The organism is Novosphingobium sp. BL-S-34 (assembly GCF_056857015.1).
The window spans coordinates 849239-868159 of the sequence record NZ_CM166472.1; the positions used below are offsets into that span (position 1 = coordinate 849239).

Consider the following 18921-nt stretch of genomic DNA (forward strand, 5'->3'; position numbering starts at 1 on the left):
TCAATGTCTCCAGTTCCGTCCGCCGCCGCCAACGGCAATCGGACGATCATCTTCGATAACTTCGGCTTGCGGGAAAGCGGCCTTGGTGGCCAGGATCAACGGATGCCGGTTCACGGCATCGCTTTCCGCGTTCTTCTTCGCCTCGGCCTGCTCCACCAGGGTGGGCGCGCCCTGCTCGCCGACCTTGTAGACCTCCCAGCGCTCGCCGGTGGCCTTGGTCAGGCAGGCGCGCAGGATGCCGGTGATGTCTTCGCTGAAGCCGGGCGGCTGCGAGAAGCGCAGCAGGCTGGCGCCCAGCTCGACCACCCGCACCTGCATGCGCATGGTATTGGCGCTGGAAAGCTCGCCCATATGCTCGACATCGTCGATCAGCTCTTCCCAGCGGCGCGCGATCATCTCCACACTGGGCGCCGGGGCAGGCGCGGCCGGGACGGGAGCGGCCTGTGCCATGCCCTCGCCCCCAGCGCCGCCTGTTTCCGGCGCACCGGAAGCGACAGGCACCGGCGCGGTAGCAGGGGCCCGCGCGGCCAGCTCTTCCAGCTTCTTCACCAGCGAGCCCGGGTCCGGCATGTCCGAGGCATGCAGGATCCGCAGCAGCGCCATTTGCGCGGCGACCAGCGGATCGGGCGCGGATTTCACTTCCTCGTGCCCCTTGAGCAGGAGCTGCCAGATGCGATGGACCTGCCCGGCCTTGAGCGACTTCGCCCAGCCTTCGATCGCCTCGCGTTCTTCCGCGGAATGGGCATCGTGCGCGCCGCCGGCGACTTGCGCCACGGCGATGCGGTGAACCAGGGTCATCAGCCCGCGCATGATCGCGATCGGCTCGACGCCCAGCGAGAACTGGCGCGCCACGAGTTCGAGCAGTTCGCCGCCCTTGCCGTCGAGAATCGCGGTGACGAGGCCGCGCTGCACGCTCTTGTCCGAAAGGCCGAGCATGTCGCGCACCTTCTCGGCCAGGACCTGCCCCTCGCCATCGAGATCGGCATGGGCGATGGCCTGGTCGAGGATCGAGAGCCCGTCGCGCACCGAACCTTCGGCGGCGGCGGCGACCATGGCCAGCGCCTCGTCCTCGGCTTCCACGCCCTCCAGGCCGCAGACCCGGGCGAAATGCGCGGCCAGCATCGGTGCCGGGATACGGCGCAAGTCGAAGCGCTGGCAGCGGGACAGCACCGTGACCGGCAGCTTGTCCACTTCGGTTGTCGCGAAAAGGAACTTCACATGGGCCGGCGGTTCCTCAAGCGTCTTCAGCAAGGCATTGAAAGCGTTGCGGGAAAGCATGTGGACTTCGTCGATGATGTAGATCTTGTAGCGCGCCGAAACCGCGGCATAGCGCACGGCCTCGATGATCTCGCGCACGTCGTCGACACCCGTATGCGAGGCGGCATCCATCTCGATCACGTCGATATGGCGGCCCTCGGCAATCGCCAGGCAGGGCTCGCACTGGCCGCAGGGATCGATGGTCGGGCCGCCCTGCCCGTCCGGGCCGATGCAGTTGAGCGCCTTTGCGATCAGCCGCGCGGTGGACGTCTTGCCCACCCCGCGCACGCCGGTCATCAGGAAGGCATGGGCCAGCCGGTCGCGCTTGATGGCGTTGGCCAGGGTCTGGACCATGGCTTCCTGACCGATCAGCTCGGCGAAAGTCTGCGGACGATACTTGCGCGCCAGCACCCGGTAGGGCTGCGCCGGAGCGGCCGCGGGCTTGCCGGATTCAGGCTTGGCCGGTTCCGCCTGGACCGGTTCGGCCTGGGCCGGCTCGGCCTTGGCGACAGGCTTGGACACCGCAGCCTCAGGCTTCGCTTCCGCCGGGGCCGGCGTCGATGCGACAGGCGCGGCGTCAGGCGCGCCGAACATCGACGCCTGACCGGCCTGTTCCAGCTCGGCTTGGGTCGGTGCGGGCGCCTCCTCCTCCTTGTCGTCCCAAGGGGGGGTATCGCCGAACATGTCGCGTGAATCGTCCATCGCGCGTAAACTAGGGACTGGGGACGGGAATGTCAGGGGAAAAGCAATTTGCTCCACAGCCCAGAGCCGAATCCCCCAACCGAAGCGCTGGGCATCGGCGGGTCCGGCAATCATGTTGCATGATGTGGGCTGAAGGAGCCGGGCGACCCGCCGCTATCCGTTGTGGCTGCTTCCTTCCGGACCTGACCAGGTTGGCGAACGCAAACGTCCACCCGACTCCCGGGCGGCCATATGGAGAGGCGCGCCCGGTTTGTCCAGCCCGGATTGTCGGGCTTTTCAACAGGGGCTTCGTGCGGGCCATGACGGCGGCGAGCCGTGCCGACGCCATAACGGCAGCGGCCCGCGTATCCTTGCCGGAAACGCGGGCCGATTTGCTCAGAAACGTGCGCCGCAGCGCAGCGGATCAGCGGAAGTTGTCGGCGTAAGCCTGGATCTTGAGGCGGCGCGGCGGGGTGCTGTGCACTTCGGCCTCGATACCGTAGCGCGCGGCATAGGCCTTGGCCTCTTCCAGATCCGGGAACCTCAGCGTGACCTGCTGCTGCATGTCGCCGGAACCGGCCCACCCCATCAGGGGATCGGGCTTCTTCGCTTCGGAAGGGGCGAACTCGAGGACCCACTGGTCCAGCAGTGCGTTGCCGGACTGCATGGCGTTCTTCGGGCGCTGATAGATGCGTGCACTCATGGCCGAGCGCTTTGCCTCCGAATCAGGGAGAGAATCAAGCGCAAATCACGTCTTCCCGGATGCTTCTCCTTTTGACCTCTCGAATGCGTTGCGCGTCTTGAGGCTGGGATCCTCGGTCCAGGGCGCGTCGGGCCAGCGATGTCGGGGATATCGCCCCTTCATGTCGCGCTGCACATCGCGCCAGGATCCGCGCCAGAATCCCGGCAAATCGCGGGTTGTCTGGATCGGACGGCCGGCAGGAGACGTCAGCTTGAGAAGGAGCGGCTGCGGCGGCTGGCCGAACGTCGGATGGCGGTCGAGGCCGAACAGGGCCTGAACCCGCACTTCCACGCTTGGCCCGCCCTCGTCCTCGTAATCGATGGCATGCGTGCTCCCCGCCGGACTGCGGAACTCGGGCGGAGCCAGCTTCTCCAGCGCTTGCTGGTCGTCCCAGGCCAGGCGATTGCGCAGCGATTCGGCCAGAGCGCCCTTGTCGATCGCATCGAGCCGCCGTCCGAGCAGCGGCCCCAGCCATGCGTCGAGATCGGCCAGCAGGGCCTGCTCGGAAAGCGCCGCGATCCCCGCGTAGCGCGCCCGGCGCAGCAGCGAGAGCGTGCCCTTGCCGAAAGGCACGAGGTCGAGCCCCTTCTCCCGCACCCGTTCGAGCAGGAACGCGGCGATGGCCACCGGATCGGGCGCCGGATCGGGGCCGCTGGCCAGCGTGATCGCGCCCAGCCGCCGTTCTAGCCGCGCCTCCACCCGGCCCTCAGCCTCGTTCCAGCGCAGGACGGAGCGGCGCTCGATCCGGTCGGTCAGGCCCTGCTCCACGTCCGTCGCCTCCAGCGACGCGCCGGACAGGATCCGCGCGCCCTTGGCCTGGCCCTGGGCGTCGCCGATCACCAGCCATTCGCGCGAGGCCAGCGGCGAGGCCGGGTCGAGCACGTAGCCCCTGCCCCCGGCGGAGAGCCAGTTCTCACCACTCGCATCGCGGCGGCGCGCAACCATGTCGGGCCGCCCCAGCGCCAGCAGAACGCCGGGAGGCACGTCCTGCCTGTCGTCCTCCCCTGCGATCAGCGCGCGGGCCCGGCGCGCCCAGCCCGCCGCAAGCTTGCGAGACGCTTCCGCCCGCGGCGAGCGATCGCCATCCCAGCGCGAGAGGCGCTGCGCCAGATCCTCGCTGCGGCCACCCAGCCCACGCTCCTGCAGCAGCAGGGCGAGCCGGGCCGCGACGGGGGCGGCGCCGCACTCGGCGGCATGAAGGATCATCGCCGCCTGCGCGGGGTCCATGGGCAGTGCCGCAACCTTGCGGCCGAAAGCCGTGATCCGGTCGTCTCCGTCCAGCGCGCCAAGGGCGGCCAGTTGCCGCCGCGCGGCATCCAGAGCGGGCGGCGGCGGGGGATCGAGCCAGGCCATCGCCGCCGGATCACCGCCACCCCATTGGGCCAGCGACAGGGTCAGCGGCGCCAGGTCGCTGGTGAGCATCTCCGGCGGGTCGAATTCGGGACGCCCGGGATGCGCCGCCTCTTCCCACAGCCGGTAGGCCGTGCCCGGCCCCTGTCGGGCCGCGCGGCCCGCGCGCTGGGCAGCCGAGGCGCGACTCGCGCGGTGAGTCGCCAGCCGGGTGACCCCGGCGGCCTTGTCGAATTCAGCCCGGCGCGACAGGCCGCTGTCGACGACCACGGAAACGCCCTCGAGCGTCAGCGAAGTTTCTGCAATCGCCGTGGAAAGCACGATCCGGCGGCGTCCCTGCGAGTCGCGGCGGATCGCCGCGCGCTGGGCTGCCGGCTCGCATTGGCCATGCAGAGGCAGGACGAGCGCGGCCGGCAGGCGTTCCGCCAGCCGCTCCGCCACCCGGTCGATGTCCCGCACGCCGGGGAGGAAGGCAAGAATGTCCCCCTCCTGCTCGCGCCATGCGGTGAGCACGGCGGACGTCATGGCATCTTCGATCCGCTGGTCGGGCGACCCGCCCAGCCAGCGGATCGCCAGCGGCCACGCCTTGCCCGCACTTTCGATCACCGGCGCATTCCCGCCCAGCAACCGTGAAAAACGCGCGCCGTCGATCGTCGCCGACATGACGACGATGCGCAGATCCTCGCGCAGGACCTGACTCGATTCGATGGCGAGCGCGAGGCCGAGGTCGCTGTCGAGATGCCGCTCGTGGGCCTCATCGAACAACACCGCAGAGACGCCGGACAGCTCCGGATCGGATACGATGGTGGCCACGAAGATCGCCTCGGTCATGACCACGATCCGCGTCCGGGCGGAGCGCTTCACATCGAGACGGGTGACGTAGCCGATCGTCTCCCCGGCCTTCTCGCCCAGTTGCTCGGCCATGCGCTCGGCCGCGGCACGGGCAGCCACGCGGCGCGGCGAAAGCAGGATCACCGTGCCCGTGCACCAGGGCTCCGCCAGCAGTGCCGGAGCCAGTGCGGTCGTCTTGCCGGCGCCCGGCGGCGCTATCAGCACAGCGTGAGGACCGTCACGCAATGCGGACAGGACTTCGGGCAATACGGCTTGGATGGGAAGGTCGCTCACGCACGACTCCTTAGTGCGCGTGGCGGGAGCGGGAAAGGCTCCAGCCTCACTGGACCCTGATCCGAAACGGATGAAATTGTTGAAGACGTCTACTCTTCATCAAGGAATCATACCTAAGCAAAACTCTCAGGAGTTCACGTTTTGCCTGACGCCAATGTAATCGAATACAAGATGCACCGCGCCGGGCATTACCCCTTGCCCGTGGCGCAGTACTTGCGCCTGCGCGAACGAATCCCGCCGCTTTACGGACTCTTGTCGGTCAATGCGGCCATCCTGGCCTATACGCATCGTGCGCTGGCTCCCGGATTTCTCACCCTTACGATCCCCGCCGTCCTCATCGCCTGCTGCCTGATTCGCATGCTGGTATGGCTGCGCCCCATCGGCCAGCGCGATCTGGAAGCGGATGTCGCGCTGCGGCGCATGCGCCGGGCGATCTGGCTGGCGCTGGTCTTCGCCATGGCTTTCGCCGTCTGGTCGCTCTGCCTCGACCGTTACGGCGGCCCTTACGAGCATGGCCATGTCGCGGTTTTCGTGTCCGTCACCGTACTCGGCTGCGTGTTCTGCCTGACGTTCCTGCCCACCGCCGCCCTGCTGATCTGCCTGACGGCACTGGGCATGTTCCTCGTCTATTGCGTGACGACGGGTTCGGCGACGCTCACCGCCGTGGCGATCAACATCGCGCTGGTGGCGGCCGTGATCCTCAAGATCCTGCGCGACACGTACGATTCGTTCGTCGAACTGGAGGTCGCCCAGCGCGACTTGCGCGCCGAACGCCGGCAGGCTCAGGCGCTGGGTGACGAGAACGCCCGGCTGGCGCAGACCGACGCACTTACCGGCCTGCCCAACCGCCGCTATTTCTTCGCCACGCTCGAAAACCTGCTGGAAAGCGGCGAAGACAAAGTCTTCTGCGTCGGCCTGATAGATCTGGACCGCTTCAAGCCCGTCAACGATACTTATGGCCATGCCCAGGGCGACCGGCTGCTCCAGGTCATCGGCACGCGCCTGATCGCGCAGTGCGATCCCAGCGTGACGATCGCCCGCCTCGGCGGCGACGAATTCGGCTTCATCGTGCCCGGTGGCCCCGACGAGGCGGAGGCGATCGCGCAGAAGTTCTGCGCCGCCATCCGCAGCCCGGCCCGGATCGGCGAAGTGACGATGGCCGTCGGCGGATCGGCGGGAATTGCGATCTATCCGGAAAGCGCGCGCACCGCGCATTCGCTTTACGACCGCGCCGACTTTGCGCTCTACCATGCCAAGAATCACCGGCGCGGCCAGTGCGTGCGCTTTTCCGATCACCTGGAAACCCTGATCCGCTCCGAGCAGGCACTCGATGCAGCGATGCAGAGCGCGGACCTCTCGCACGAACTCTCGGTCGCCTATCAGCCGATCATCGCCACCGAAAGCAACCAGCCAGTCGGCTTCGAATGCCTCGCCCGCTGGACCTCGCCCACGCTGGGCGTGATCGCGCCGGAAATGATGATCGCCGCGGCCGAACGCGTGGGCCGTGCCCGCGAAGTGACGGCGACCCTGTTCGATCATGCGCTCGATACCCTGGCCCGCCTGCCGCACCCTATCTCGGTCTCGTTCAACTTGTCGGGCCACGACATTTCGGACGCCGAGACAATCGGCACTTTGCTGGAACGGATCGAAACGAGCGGCAGCGACGCCCGTCGCCTGCTCTTCGAAATCACCGAGACGACCCTGATCGCCGAACTCGACACCGCTCGTATCGTCCTGGAGCGCCTGCGCGCCACCGGCGCCCGGATTGCGCTGGACGACTTCGGCACCGGCTATTCGAGCCTGTCGTCGCTGCACCAGTTGCCGCTCGACATGGTCAAGATCGACCGCAGCTTCGCGCCCCGGCTCGACGAGACCGTGGGCCGCCGCCTGATCTCGGCAATCCGTAACCTTGCGCGCGCGCTCTCGCTGGAATGCGTGATCGAAGGGATCGAGACCGAAGACCAGCTCCTCAGCGCCCGGATCGCCGGGTTCTCGCTGGCCCAGGGCTTCCACATCGCCCGGCCCATGTCGCTGGATGATATGCTGGCCCGGATCGAGACCTCTTCCAAGACCTGGCACATGGCCTGACCGGGCGGCTTGCCCGGGCGGCTAGGCCCGATTCAGTCCACCATCCGCTTTCGCGGCCCGTTCAGATGTCGCTCTTAGTCCCGTAGTCGATGCGGATGCGCACCCAGGTCCCCAGCTGCGGCTTGCCGTTGATGCGCGGCGGAAGAACCTCGAACTGCCAAGCCGCATTGAGCACCGCCCGGCCGAAGCCAGAGCCGCGCGGCGATTCGCCCAGGATCTGGCAATTGTCGACCTTGTAATGCTCCATGGTCTGGCAGGCGATCATGCCCCAGCCGGTATTGGGCCGCTTTTCCGGCAAGTACCCGCCAAGCTGCGCATCGGTGGGCCGGCGGAACCAGTCCGCGTTGTAGAGCGTCGCGCCGCCGGGGCCTTCGCCGGGGCCGTAAGTCCCGCCCGAACCGCCCGGTGCCGGAGCACCCTGCGCCAGCCCCTGCCCCTTCATCTTGCCGATATCCGCCGCGGCGAAGTCCTGGCTGGACATCTTGAGGAAGGTGAAAGCCGGCTTCTTCTCCACCGGCGTTTCGACAGGTGGCGTCGGCACTTTTTCCTGCACCACCGCGGCCTGCTGCTTCTGCTCGACCTTCTTTTCCTCGCGCTGCTTGGGCTGGGCCGGTTTGTCCCCGCCCTTGTCGCGATCATGGTCGACGACGTCGAACGTGGTCAGCGCGGTCGTCTTCTTCGCAAGTTCGGGAACGAGGCCCGTCTGGTAGATGGCCAGCAACAGCGCAAGAAGGATCAGCCCCGCGGAGAGGAACGATGATACGAGGCGTTGGCGCGGCGAGCCAGGTTGATAACCCGACGGCGCCTGCTCGGATTCGGAGGGCATGACGCGGCCTGAATAGGGTGCTTCCCCTGCCACCGCAATTGCGGCCTTATTGCAACTTCATTGCACGGTGGACTGTTGCGCGAAAAGCCCACCGTGCGAGCGATGCCGGGCGCCCGTCACCGTCCAACATCCTTGAAAATAGCGGAAATTCAGCCCGTCAAACCCAGGAACCGGAACGGTGCGTGGTCCACGAAGTCCTTGTTCGCCTCGCCCGAGAACGTGTGGTTCTGATCTGGACCGAGATCGAGCTTTTTCACTTTGCCCGTCTCCTTCGAGAAATCGATCTTCTTCAGGTCGACCCAGAAGGTGTTGGGCGTCAAAGCCGATTCGAAGAAGTACAGCTGTCGCTTGTGATCGAAGACGATGCGCCAGCGGGTGGATGAGATGTTCGGTTCTTCCGGCGTGTTGATGCCATAGGGCACCGAGGCATTGCGGATCACGCTGAACACCGCGGCGAGCGCCTTGTTGGGGTCCGGTTCCTTGGGAATGGCGTTGATATAGAAGGAAGCTCGCGCGAAGCGATCCGCCGCGCGGTTAGTGCCCGGCAGCATGGTCGTGCCGCCGATGCCTTTCCAGTAGGTATTGAGTGCCAGTTGCTCGTCGTAAGTCGGCGAATTGGTCATGACCTGGAACTGGCGACCGTGGTGGATCACCTGCTTGCCGCCGATATATTCGACGATGGCGCTGTCTCCCGTGGCGTCCGACATGGAGAGGTGCACGGTCGTCAGGCGGTCCTCGCCCGGCACACTGTCGGTGACGACCGTGAAAGGCTCCTTTTCGAACGCCGCCACGGCCTCGGCAACGGTCGCGAAGTTGTCGAGCGCATATTGCGCCCAGGCCGCGATCGTCAGCCCCGGCTTACCCTTGCCATCGAAATGCGGATATTCCGATTCGACCAGCCAGAGCATGTTGGCGTTGAGCCCTTTCTCGTTGACGCCGTCCGTGCTGGAGACGTCATAGCCGCTGACGACGACGCTGCCGTATTTCGAAGTCCACTTGATGGAATTGGCCCCTGCCTCGCCGGTCCGCGCCATGCCCCGCGGCAGGATCCACAAGTTGGAGACGATGTCGCTCTTCCAGTCCATCGAGCGGGCCGTGATGACGTTGTCGTTCGGCCCCAGATAGACTGCCCGCGTGCAGGCATCGGCGGCGACACCCGCGGTCAGCAGGCCCGGCAAGGCCAGCGCGCAAAGCGCCCGCCCGAATGTGGTCGTCATGCGCATCGGCAATTCTCCTCGTGGCAACGGAGCAATCAGAAGAGCATCGACAGTCCCATCAGCGGGCCGCGTTGCTGCATGTCCCAGACGAACTTGCCGCGCCCGGTGAAATCGGGCTGGTCGTAATCCTCGTAGATGAAGCGGTAGCCTGCCCGCAGGATCGTGCGCTGCCCGAAGACATGCGTGCGGTACCCCAGCATGGCGACAGCATTGACGCTGATGTCGGAGCCGGCGCCGAAGCCGCCCACGTCGGCCTGGGCGAACAGATTCCAGCGCCGCGAGAGATCGGCATTCATGCGCAGACCCACGAAGGGATCGACCCAGTTCGCCCCTTTCCCCGTCTGCAGGGCCAGGGGCGCGACGGCGGCGCTGGCCTTCAGGTCGGTCCAGCGCAGGCCTACGGTCGGTTCGAAAGAGACGTTTCGGGGACTGCCGAAGGCCGTCTCGCCGGGAAGCGGAACGATCCAGGCCTTGTAGTAGAACCCGCCCGCCACGCGCGTGGTGCGGATGCTGAGATCCACGGGCAGCGACAGCACCTGCTCGGTCTGCGAGGTCTTCACATGCTGGGCATCGAGATATCCGCCCCAGCGGCCGTTCACCGCTTCGACGGTCCCCATGGCCGCAAGGTCGAGATGGTGGAAGATATCGCCGAAGGGCAAATGCGCCTGTGTCTGCAACCCGGCCAGGCCAAGGTCGCCGCCAATGGAAGCGCCCCAGACATAAGGACTAACGATGAGCGTCCAGCCGGTGCCGCCGCGTCCGGCCGGAGGGGGTATTGGGACCCGCCCTTCATCGACGGTATCGACAGAAACGCCGCCGGCCTGAACGCCAGAGGCATCGTCCGGAGCACCTTGCGCCCTCGCCTCGGAAAGTCCGGCAAGCCCACAAAGCAGGATGCCCGCGAGAAGGAACCGAAATGAGGATCGACCACTTCGAACCAACGACGATCTCCCGAGGCAGGAACTCGTAACGCCGCGAACCTATAGCCATTGTCCTATAGTATCAACCGAATAGATCGACGCTTTACTCATTTACCCCGGCAGCCTCGTCGCAAAATTTCCAGCGCCATTAAAGTTACGCCAACGATAACTATCGGCAGAGCACATACGAAAACGCCGGACAGATGCTGCCCGGCGTCCGATAACGAAGATGGAAAAGCCCGAGGCTCAGTAGCGGCGCGCCACCGCGAACTCGACCGCTTCGCACATGGCCTCCCGCGCCGCGCCGGCGGGGAAGATCGAGAGCGAATCGATGGCCCGCTGGGCATAGAGACGCGCGCGTTCCCGCGTCGCCTCCACGCAGCCGTGGCGGTTGATGAGTTCCACGGCGTGGGCCAGGTCCTCATCCTCGGTGCGGAAACCGGCGATGGCGTCTTCCCAGAACTTGCGTTCCTCGGCATTGCCGCGCGCATAGGCCAGGATCACCGGCAGGGTCATCTTGCCCTCGCGGAAATCGTCACCCTTGTCCTTGCCCGATTCGGAGGCTTCCGAATCGTAGTCGATGGCGTCGTCGACCAGCTGGAACGCGATGCCGAGATTGCGACCGTAGGCGTCGAGCGCGTGCTCCTCCGCTTCGTTCTTTTCAGCAACTATCGCCGGAATGCGCGTGGCGGCGGCGAAGAGCGCCGCGGTCTTGGAACCGATGATCTGGAGGTAGTGCTCCTCGCTCGTCTCGATCCGGCGCTGGGCGGTCAACTGATCGACCTCGCCCTCGGCAATGATCGAGCTGGCCTTGGAGAAGATCTTGAGGACCTTGAGGCTGCCGTCTTCCACCATCAATTCGAAAGCGCGCGTGAACAGGAAATCGCCCACCAGGACCGTCGCGGGATTGCCGAAGACGATATTGGCGGCGGCCTTGCCGCGGCGCATGTCCGAACCGTCGACGACATCGTCATGAAGCAGCGTGGCGGTGTGAAGGAATTCCACGGCCGCGGCCAGCTTGTGATGGCGGGTGCCTTGATAGCCGCACAGCTCCGCCGCCGCGACCATCAGCATCGGGCGCATGCGCTTGCCACCGCCCGAGATCAGATGCCCGGCAAGCGCCGGGATGAGCGGAATCTCGCTCTGCATCCGGTCCAGAATGACGGCGTTGACGCTGTTCATGCCGGGAGCGGTGAGCGCCAGCATGGGAGCGAGGGTAGGCTGCGACCCGCGTGCGCGCAGGGGAATGACATCGGCACTCATCGACCCGCGCATTGCGCGTTCGGCGTCCGTAACGCAAGAGCGAATGCCACGGGACGGTCGAACGCCCCGACTGGAAGAGGCGGCGAACCCGTGCTAGCGGACCACGCGATGACCCAGGACACTCCCGCAGCCGACCTCGTACTCGCCGGTTTCCGTGCGAGCATCGACAATATCGACGCCGCTCTGATCCACATGTTGGCGGAACGCTTCCGGATCACCCAGGCGGTAGGCGCCTATAAGGCGAAGAACGACCTTCCCGCCTCCGACCCCGGCCGCGAGGAACGCCAGATCGTGCGTCTGCGCAAGCTGGCGGAAGACGCCCATCTCGACCCCGATTTCGGCGAGAAGTTCATCCGCTTCATCATCGACGAAGTGATCCGCCACCACGAGCGCGCGAAGAACCAGGCCTGAGCCCAGGTTCTCAGGGAATCGGATCCGTATAGGGAGCCGTCGTCCCGGGATGGCCCGGGACGGCAGCTCCTGAAGGAAAAGCTGGCCCGGAAGGTCAGTCTTCCACCAGATCCTGAAGCTTCGACATCAGCGTCTGGATACGCGTGGCCGCTTCGGTGAAGGTCGCCACGTCCTCGCGGTTGTTGTTGCCGCGCGCTTCCTTGGCAGCTTCTACGTAGCCTTCGAGATCGGCTTCGAGGGCGTCGACGATGATTTCGATCTCGTCCGACGACAGCGACAGGTTGATGGAATCGGTCATGAAAGGGTCCTTGATCTGGCAAACCGCGCCAATGGGGATGAATGAACGGAGCCGCAACCGCCTCTGCGCCGGTTCCCACGAAAATCCCGTCCGAAGCCGGATAAGGGAAGCCAGGCGCCGGATGGGATCGTGAACCTAGGCATCGACCCGCGGCAGCTTGAGCTTGACCAGCAAGCCGCCCAGGTCCTCGCTCTCGTCGAGTTCCACGGTGCCGCCGTAGATTTCCACGACATCGCGCACGATGGCAAGGCCCAGCCCGGTGCCGGGCTTGCCGGTATCGAGACGCGCGCCGCGATCGAAGATGCGGATACGCTCGGTTTCGGGAATGCCCATGCCGTCGTCCTCGATCCACACTTCGCACAAGCGCGAGGTGCGATCGGGATCCACCGTCACGAACACGCTGCCGCCGCCGTACTTGGCCGCATTCTCGATCAGGTTGCCGAGAATCTCCTCGAGATCCTGCTTTTCAAGGGCCACGACGGCGTCGTGATTGCCATCCAGGTCCAGCCGCGCCTGGTCGTAGAGCCGCTCCACAGCGCGCAGCACGGCCTCCAGGCTCGGCCAGACTTCCGCGCGCGATTGCCCGACGGCGCGGCGGCCGACCGCCCTCGCCCGCGCCAGATGGTGATCGACCTGGCGGCGCATGACCGCTGCCTCGCGAATCACGGTGTCCGAGAGATCGGGCGCCTTGGCCGTGGCCGCGTTCATCACCACCGTAAGCGGCGTCTTGAGCGCGTGAGCGAGGTTGCCTGCATGCATGCGCGCTTCCTCGGCCTGTCTTTCGGTATGGGCGAGCAGTGCATTCAGCTCGTCGACCAGCGGTTCCACTTCCTGCGGCAGCGGCTGGGTGACGCGGCTGGCCCCGGTCGTGCGCAGCTTCTGGATTGCGCGGCGCACATGGCGCAGCGGGAACAGGCCGTACCAGGTCTGCATGCCCGCCATGAGCAGCAGGCCGAAGCCCAGCGCGACGAAGCTATAGACGAGAATGCCGCGCACCATCTTGATCTGGTCGTTCAGATCGACCCGGCTGGCCGCGACCGTGAACATCCACTGGGCATCGCTGCCCGGCAGGATCACCGCCCGCTCCATCACGCGCAGGGGCTCGCCGGGAAACTGCGGGCTGTCATAGACGTGTTGCTGGGCGTCGAAATGCTCGGGCGGCACGTTGATGCTGCGGTCCCATAGCGAACGCGACGGGAAATCCTCATGGCCCTTGGCGCGAATCTGCCAGTAGAGCCCGGAATTGGGCTCCAGAAAGCGCTGGTCGCCCAGCGGACGGATGAAGAAGACTTCGCCGTCCGGCCCTATTTCCACCGAGCCGATCATGCCGGTGAGCATGTAGCCGAGCTGCTCGTCGAAATTGCGCGTGATGAGGCCGGTCAGCGTCCGGTCGAGCGCCAGTCCGCCGACCAGCAGCAGGATGAAGATCCATCCCGCAGCGATCAGCATCATGCGGCGCGCGAGCGAGCCGGTATTGGCGGCCCGCACCTGGGCGCCGCCGCTCTCTCCGGTTCCCGGCGCATGGGACCCGGCTTCGCTGGCCCCCGCCGCGCCGGCCCCCGCTACGCCGGCAGCCGCCGCACGGGACGCTTTCGTGCCGGATCCCGCTTCCGGGAGGCCCGGTTCCGGGGCTGACACGTCAGCCGCGGCCGGGTTCTGCGGGGTCGTCGAGGCTGTAGCCAAGGCCACGGATCGTCGTGATGACATCGGCACCCAGCTTCTTGCGGATGCGCGTGACGAAGACCTCGATCGTGTTCGAATCGCGGTCGAAATCCTGATCGTAGATGTGCTCGATCAGTTCGGTGCGGCTGACCACCTTGCCCTTGTGGTGCATCAGGTAGGACAGCAGCTTGTATTCCTGCGCGGTCAGCTTGACCGGCTCCCCGGCCAGGGTGACGCGGCCCGAACGGGTGTCCAGCCGCACGTCGCCGGCGGTCAGTTCGCTGGAAGTGTTGCCCGAGGCACGGCGGATCAGCGCGCGCAGGCGGGCGATCAGTTCCTCGGTCTGGAAGGGCTTGGCCAGATAGTCGTCCGCGCCGGCGTCGAGCCCGGCCACCTTGTCGGACCAGGAATCGCGGGCGGTAAGGACCAGGACGGGGAAATTGCGCCCTTCCCTGCGCCACATGCCCAGCACGGTAAGGCCATCGATCTCCGGCAGGCCAAGGTCGAGGATAACGGCGTCGTATTCCTCGGTCGAACCCAGGAAGTGGCCGTCCTCGCCATCGACGGACAAGTCTACGGCATATCCGGTCTGTTCCAGCGTGGTCTTGAGCTGGTTGCCGAGCGTGGGTTCATCCTCGACGATCAGGATGCGCAATTCGGTCTCTCCCTAAGAGGGCGGGCCCAATGAAAGTGGGCCGGTGGGGGCGGAGTTCAAATGGGGCGAAAGCCCGGCAGCGTCAAGCGACGGCCCCCGCGTTGGTTCCCGCGGATCGACGGGCCTGCGCTTCTACGCGGCATCGTTCAACGCGATTGGCCGATCACCCGCCCCGTGCGCGCGTCGACATCGACGTAGTAGACCTTGCCGCTCTGGATGAACTTCAGGCGATAGGCCATGGCGGCCGAATCGTAATCCGGGCCGAGATATTGCTTCCCGGACATGCGCGGCAGAACGATCTGCTCGATCTCGCGGATGGACAGGATGTTGCCGGCCCTGCGTTCGCGGCGCACCTCACCCTGCTCGCCGCCGGGATCGGCTGCATGCGCAGTCAGCGTGGGCACGACCGACCCGAAGGCCGCAAGAGCCAGCGCGGCAGGGGCCGCCAGGAAAGAAAGAGCCTGTTTCATATCGACTTGCTGCCTAAGCCCGCCGCCTTGAACAAGTCCTGAATGTGGCAGGAAGGCAGCGCCGGATCGGAGGTGTGGCCGAAAGTCCACGCTCGCAATGCCGCGCCGTGCGGCTTGCCAGCCCCCCGCCCGGCCCTGTAGGGCGCCGAGCCATGGCAATCGCACCTATTCTCAGCTGGGAAGGCCTCGGCCTGATCCAGGGCTCCGGCTGGCTCTTCCAGGACCTCGACATCAACATCGCCCCGCGCGATCGGCTGGCGCTGATCGGGCGCAACGGCGCGGGCAAGACCACGCTGCTCAAGCTGATTGCCGGCAGCGTCGATGCGGACAAGGGCACGCGCTCGGTCCAGCCGGGCACCCGCGTGGTCACGCTGGAACAGGACCCATTCTTCACCGGGTTCGACACCCTTCTCGATTTCGCCATTCACGGCGACGATGCCCCGCCGCGCCACGAAGTCGAATCGATCGCCGATCAGCTCGGCATCGACCTCTCGCGCGAGGCGAAGAGCGCCAGCGGCGGTGAACGCCGTCGCGCCGCCTTGTGCCGTGCCCTCGCCTCCGAGCCCGACCTGCTGCTGCTGGACGAGCCGACCAACCACCTCGACCTTGCCGCGATCGACTGGCTGGAATCCTGGCTGCAGCGCTACAACGGCGCTTTCGTCGTAATCAGCCACGATCGCACCTTCCTGACCCGCCTGACCAATGCGACGCTCTGGCTGGACCGGGGCAGCATGCGCCGCAGGGACATCGGCTTCGGCGGCTACGAAGCCTGGGAAAACGAGGTCTACGCCGAAGAGGAACGCGCCGCCCAGAAGCTGGACGCCAAGCTCAAGATCGAGGCGCACTGGCTGGAACGCGGCGTGACCGCGCGGCGCAAGCGCAACCAGGGGCGCCTTGCCAAGCTCTGGGAAATGCGGGCCCAGCGCGCGGCCATGATGGGGCCGCAGGGCGCAGCCAAGCTCGCCGTCGTGGCGGACGACAGCAAGACCAAGTCCGTCATCGTCGCCGAGCACGTCACCAAGACGTTCGGAACCGGAGAGGCCGCCCGCACGGTCATCAAGGACTTCAACTTGCGCATCCAGCGCGGCGACCGCATCGGCATCGTCGGCTCCAACGGCTCGGGCAAGACGACGCTGCTGAAGCTGCTGATCGGCGAATTGCAGCCGGATTCCGGCACCGTGACGCGCGCCGCCACGCTTGACGCCACCGTCATCGACCAGCAGCGCAGCCGCATGAGCCCGGAAATGCGCATTCGCGACGTCCTGGCCGAGGGCGGGGACTGGATCGACGTGGTGGGCGTGCGCAAGCACATCCAGGGCTATCTCAAGGACTTCCTGTTCGATCCCGGTCTGGTCGAGGCGAAAGTGGGCACGCTTTCGGGCGGCGAGCGCTCGCGCCTGCTGTTCGCCCGCGAATTCGCGCGAACATCGAACCTGCTGGTACTGGACGAGCCGACCAACGACCTCGACCTCGAAACGCTCGACCTGCTTCAGGAAGTGATCGCGGACTATAACGGCACGGTGCTGATCGTCAGCCACGACCGTGACTTCCTCGACCGCACGGTCAACGTCACGCTCGGCCTCGACGGCACCGGCCATATCGATGTGATCGCCGGCGGCTATGCCGATTGGGAGGCCAAGCGCCGCCAGCGCACCGCCAGCGGCAAGGCCAAGGCGAAGGAGAGCGCCAATACCGCCGCTCCGCCGCCGCCCAGGAAGGGCAAGCTGTCCTACAAGGACCAGCGCGACTACGAACTGTTGCCCAAGCGGATCGAGGAACTGGAAGCCGCCATCGCCCGCGACGAAGCGGCCATGGCCGATCCAGCGCTCTACACCCGCGATCCGGCGAAATTCGCCAGCCTGACCGCCGCCATCGACAAGTCGCGCGGCGAAAAGGAAGCCGCGGAAGAACGCTGGCTGGAACTGGCCGAACTGGTCGAGGGATAAGGGAGCCTGGTGCCTAGGCGCGGCAGGCGGGCAAGCCGCCGCGCCTGCCCGCCGTCCCTTGCCAAGACGGCTCTCCGCGGCGATGAGGGAAACCAGATCGGTTAGCCCTCCGCCAAGGCTGCGCCGGATCGGCAAGGGGCCAGCTTCTCGATGATCAACCGCATTCGCGACATCCGGCTTCAGAAGGGCCTGACCCTGGCCGATGTCGCTGCCGCGTGCCGGCCCGTCACGACCGCGCAGACCATCGGCCGCCTTGAGACGGGCATGCGCAACCTCTCGCTCGTCTGGATGAACCGGATCGCCCAGGCGCTGGGTGTCGATCCGGAGAGCCTCCTGCGCAGCGAGGCCAGCGAGCCGGTCATGGTCGTGGCTCTCCTCTCCGAAAGCGGCGCCGAAAGCCCGCGTCTCCGGCGCGAGGCCCTGCTGCCGAGCGATCTTGCCGCCGACCTGCCGTGGATGGTGATGGAAGTGGAGGCGACCTGCGGCGAATACCGCACCGGAGACCAGGTCTGGCTGCGACAGACGCCCCTGCACCAGGCTTCGCGCCTGCTGAACCGCGACGTGCTCGCCCCACTCCCCGGCGGCCGATTCGCATTCGGAAGGCTGATCGAGAGCGGCGGCGAGGCGCTGGTCCTGCTGCCCCCGATCAGCGGCCAGCCGCCCGTACCGGTGGAACATCCCCAGTGGCTGGCCGTTGCGGACATGCTCGTCAGAAAGCTCTAACTTTCCGCCTCTAAAGGGAAGCCATGCGCATCCTCTCCATTGCCACGCTGTTTCCGAATCCGGTGAAGCCGTCCTTCGGCGTCTTCGTCGGCAACCAGATGCGGGCGATCGTCGCCGGGGGCGAGGTGGACCTCACCATGGTCAGCCCCATCGGCATTCCGCCCTGGCCGCTGTCCCGCCGCCATCCCTACGACAAGCTCAGGCACATTCCCGAATCCAGCAGCATCGCCGGCTTCGAAGTGCACTATCCCAAGTTCACGCTGATCCCGAAGATCGGCGGCGATACCAATCCCGGCCGGATCGCCCGCGCCGTGCTGCCGCTCGTCCGCCGCCTCCATGCCGAGCGGCCGTTCGACCTGGTCGATGCGCAGTTCTTCTTCCCGGACGGCCCCGCCGCCGCGCTGATCGCGCGCGAACTGGGGCTGCCGCTCACCATCAAGTCGCGCGGGGCGGACATCCATTACTGGGGACAGCGCCCCGTTGCGCTCAAACAGATGCAGCGGGCGGCGCAGCAGGCCGCCGGAATGCTGGCGGTCAGCGAGGCCTTGCGCAGCGACATGATCGCCCTGGGCATGCCCGCCGAACGGATCGGCGTTCACTACACCGGCCTCGACCATGAGCGCTTCCACCCCGTGGCACGCGGCGCCGCCCGGGCACTCGTCTCGGCGATGCCCAACCTCGGGATCTGGTCGGAAGGGCCGCTGATCGTCACGCCCGGCTCGCTGATCCCGCGCAAGGGACAGCGCCTGGTGATCGAGGCACTCACTCACCTGCCCGGTGCGCGTCTCGCCCTTGCCGGCACGGGCGAGGACGACAAGTCGCTCCATGCCCTGGCAGACTGGCTGGGCGTGGCCGACCGGGTGCAGTTCCTCGGCCTCGTCGGCCACGACCTGCTGCCCCATGTCCTTTGCGCGGCCGACGTGCTGGTCCTGCCTTCGGCCAGCGAGGGCCTCGCCAATGTCTGGGTGGAAGGACTGGCCTGCGGCACGCCGATCGTCATCCCCGACATCGGCGGCGCCCGCGAGGTGGTGAAGGACGAAAGCGCCGGGCGCATCATCGCCGAGCGCACCCCCGAAGCGATCGCCGATGCCGTGCGCGACATCCTGGCCGATCCGCCGAGCCAGCAGGACGTTTCCGCGAACGTCAGCAGATTCTCCTGGGGCGTGAATGCCCAGAACCTCGTCCGCTTCTGGCGCGACGTGCTTTCGGGCGAGCCGGTCTACGCTGCGGCCTGATATGAAAAGGGCCGCTCCCTTGCAGGAACGGCCCTTTCGTCATCTTGAGGTG

At 66.5% G+C, this 18921-nt stretch carries 16 protein-coding genes and 1 other RNA gene; 5 read left to right on the plus strand and 12 right to left on the minus strand.

Annotated features, from left to right (window positions below; genetic code table 11):
* The 4 genes from AC1VV3_RS03985 to hrpB all read right to left on the minus strand — a co-directional run bounded on the left by AC1VV3_RS03985 (position 1) and on the right by hrpB (position 5155).
* Positions 1-1959: a DNA polymerase III subunit gamma/tau gene (locus AC1VV3_RS03985; protein WP_431566864.1), complete on the minus strand. Its 1959-nt coding sequence runs from the start codon at positions 1957-1959 to the stop codon at positions 1-3.
* Positions 1960-2087: 128 nt separating this feature from the next.
* Positions 2088-2182: signal recognition particle sRNA small type (gene ffs / locus AC1VV3_RS03990), an RNA gene on the minus strand.
* Between the two features lie 180 nt (positions 2183-2362).
* A complete protein-coding gene (locus AC1VV3_RS03995) occupies positions 2363-2641 on the minus strand; it encodes an ETC complex I subunit (RefSeq protein ID WP_482961962.1) in 279 nt (92 codons plus the stop codon).
* Positions 2642-2686: 45 nt separating this feature from the next.
* Positions 2687-5155, minus strand: coding sequence for an ATP-dependent helicase HrpB (hrpB, locus tag AC1VV3_RS04000; protein ID WP_431566865.1), 2469 nt, complete (start codon positions 5153-5155; stop codon positions 2687-2689).
* A 141-nt stretch (positions 5156-5296) separates the two neighbouring features.
* Between hrpB and AC1VV3_RS04005 the strand changes: the two genes are divergently transcribed.
* Entirely contained in the window at positions 5297-7243 is a 1947-nt protein-coding gene (locus AC1VV3_RS04005) for a putative bifunctional diguanylate cyclase/phosphodiesterase (protein WP_431566866.1), read from the plus strand.
* Between the two features lie 61 nt (positions 7244-7304).
* Here the strand turns inward: AC1VV3_RS04005 and AC1VV3_RS04010 are convergent, their stop codons facing one another.
* From AC1VV3_RS04010 to AC1VV3_RS04025, 4 genes are all read right to left on the minus strand, one after another.
* Complete coding sequence (locus AC1VV3_RS04010) at positions 7305-8069, minus strand: energy transducer TonB (RefSeq protein WP_207912816.1); 765 nt, start codon at positions 8067-8069, stop codon at positions 7305-7307.
* A 149-nt stretch (positions 8070-8218) separates the two neighbouring features.
* Positions 8219-9286: a linear amide C-N hydrolase gene (locus AC1VV3_RS04015; protein ID WP_431566867.1), complete on the minus strand. Its 1068-nt coding sequence runs from the start codon at positions 9284-9286 to the stop codon at positions 8219-8221.
* Positions 9287-9321: 35 nt separating this feature from the next.
* Positions 9322-10227 (minus strand): hypothetical protein, encoded by a 906-nt coding sequence (locus AC1VV3_RS04020; RefSeq protein ID WP_482961963.1) that lies wholly within the window; start codon positions 10225-10227, stop codon positions 9322-9324.
* A 225-nt stretch (positions 10228-10452) separates the two neighbouring features.
* Positions 10453-11469 (minus strand): polyprenyl synthetase family protein, encoded by a 1017-nt coding sequence (locus AC1VV3_RS04025; RefSeq protein ID WP_132263255.1) that lies wholly within the window; start codon positions 11467-11469, stop codon positions 10453-10455.
* A 108-nt stretch (positions 11470-11577) separates the two neighbouring features.
* On the opposite strand from AC1VV3_RS04025, the gene AC1VV3_RS04030 reads away from it, so the two are divergent.
* Positions 11578-11880 carry a chorismate mutase gene (locus AC1VV3_RS04030; protein ID WP_132263256.1) on the plus strand — a complete coding sequence of 101 codons (303 nt, stop codon included), beginning with the start codon at positions 11578-11580 and terminating at the stop codon, positions 11878-11880.
* Between the two features lie 94 nt (positions 11881-11974).
* Here the strand turns inward: AC1VV3_RS04030 and AC1VV3_RS04035 are convergent, their stop codons facing one another.
* From AC1VV3_RS04035 to AC1VV3_RS04050, 4 genes are all read right to left on the minus strand, one after another.
* Positions 11975-12178: a hypothetical protein gene (locus tag AC1VV3_RS04035; protein WP_132263258.1), complete on the minus strand. Its 204-nt coding sequence runs from the start codon at positions 12176-12178 to the stop codon at positions 11975-11977.
* Between the two features lie 135 nt (positions 12179-12313).
* Positions 12314-13630, minus strand: a complete 1317-nt coding sequence (locus AC1VV3_RS04040) for a sensor histidine kinase (protein WP_132264152.1) — start codon at positions 13628-13630, stop codon at positions 12314-12316.
* Between the two features lie 187 nt (positions 13631-13817).
* Positions 13818-14495 (minus strand): response regulator transcription factor, encoded by a 678-nt coding sequence (locus AC1VV3_RS04045; RefSeq protein ID WP_021232972.1) that lies wholly within the window; start codon positions 14493-14495, stop codon positions 13818-13820.
* 146 nt (positions 14496-14641) lie between these two features.
* Positions 14642-14965, minus strand: coding sequence for a PepSY domain-containing protein (locus tag AC1VV3_RS04050; RefSeq protein ID WP_314465700.1), 324 nt, complete (start codon positions 14963-14965; stop codon positions 14642-14644).
* 152 nt (positions 14966-15117) lie between these two features.
* Here AC1VV3_RS04050 and AC1VV3_RS04055 point away from each other — a divergent pair, with 152 nt between their 5' ends.
* From AC1VV3_RS04055 to AC1VV3_RS04065, 3 genes are all read left to right on the plus strand, one after another.
* A complete protein-coding gene (locus tag AC1VV3_RS04055; RefSeq protein WP_132263261.1) occupies positions 15118-16911 on the plus strand; it encodes an ABC-F family ATP-binding cassette domain-containing protein in 1794 nt (597 codons plus the stop codon).
* A gap of 150 nt (positions 16912-17061) precedes the next feature.
* Positions 17062-17634: a helix-turn-helix domain-containing protein gene (locus tag AC1VV3_RS04060; RefSeq protein ID WP_431566870.1), complete on the plus strand. Its 573-nt coding sequence runs from the start codon at positions 17062-17064 to the stop codon at positions 17632-17634.
* A gap of 23 nt (positions 17635-17657) precedes the next feature.
* Positions 17658-18869, plus strand: coding sequence for a glycosyltransferase (locus tag AC1VV3_RS04065; protein WP_431566871.1), 1212 nt, complete (start codon positions 17658-17660; stop codon positions 18867-18869).
* The last annotated feature ends 52 nt before the right edge of the window (positions 18870-18921 follow it).

Bases quoted from the DNA above. Each gene is read 5' to 3' on its own strand.
- AC1VV3_RS04025 (WP_132263255.1), bottom strand. From the start codon at position 11,469: ATGAGTGCCGATGTCATTCCCCTGCGCGCACGCGGGTCGCAGCCTACC.
- AC1VV3_RS04015 (WP_431566867.1), bottom strand. From the start codon at position 9,286: ATGACGACCACATTCGGGCGGGCGCTTTGCGCGCTGGCCTTGCCGGGC.
- AC1VV3_RS04060 (WP_431566870.1), top strand. From the start codon at position 17,062: ATGATCAACCGCATTCGCGACATCCGGCTTCAGAAGGGCCTGACCCTG.
- AC1VV3_RS04030 (WP_132263256.1), top strand. From the start codon at position 11,578: ATGACCCAGGACACTCCCGCAGCCGACCTCGTACTCGCCGGTTTCCGT.
- AC1VV3_RS03995 (WP_482961962.1), bottom strand. From the start codon at position 2,641: ATGAGTGCACGCATCTATCAGCGCCCGAAGAACGCCATGCAGTCCGGC.
- AC1VV3_RS04040 (WP_132264152.1), bottom strand. From the start codon at position 13,630: ATGATGCTGATCGCTGCGGGATGGATCTTCATCCTGCTGCTGGTCGGC.
- AC1VV3_RS03985 (WP_431566864.1), bottom strand. From the start codon at position 1,959: ATGGACGATTCACGCGACATGTTCGGCGATACCCCCCCTTGGGACGAC.
- AC1VV3_RS04065 (WP_431566871.1), top strand. From the start codon at position 17,658: ATGCGCATCCTCTCCATTGCCACGCTGTTTCCGAATCCGGTGAAGCCG.
- AC1VV3_RS04050 (WP_314465700.1), bottom strand. From the start codon at position 14,965: ATGAAACAGGCTCTTTCTTTCCTGGCGGCCCCTGCCGCGCTGGCTCTT.
- AC1VV3_RS04010 (WP_207912816.1), bottom strand. From the start codon at position 8,069: ATGCCCTCCGAATCCGAGCAGGCGCCGTCGGGTTATCAACCTGGCTCG.
- AC1VV3_RS04035 (WP_132263258.1), bottom strand. From the start codon at position 12,178: ATGACCGATTCCATCAACCTGTCGCTGTCGTCGGACGAGATCGAAATC.
- AC1VV3_RS04055 (WP_132263261.1), top strand. From the start codon at position 15,118: ATGGCAATCGCACCTATTCTCAGCTGGGAAGGCCTCGGCCTGATCCAG.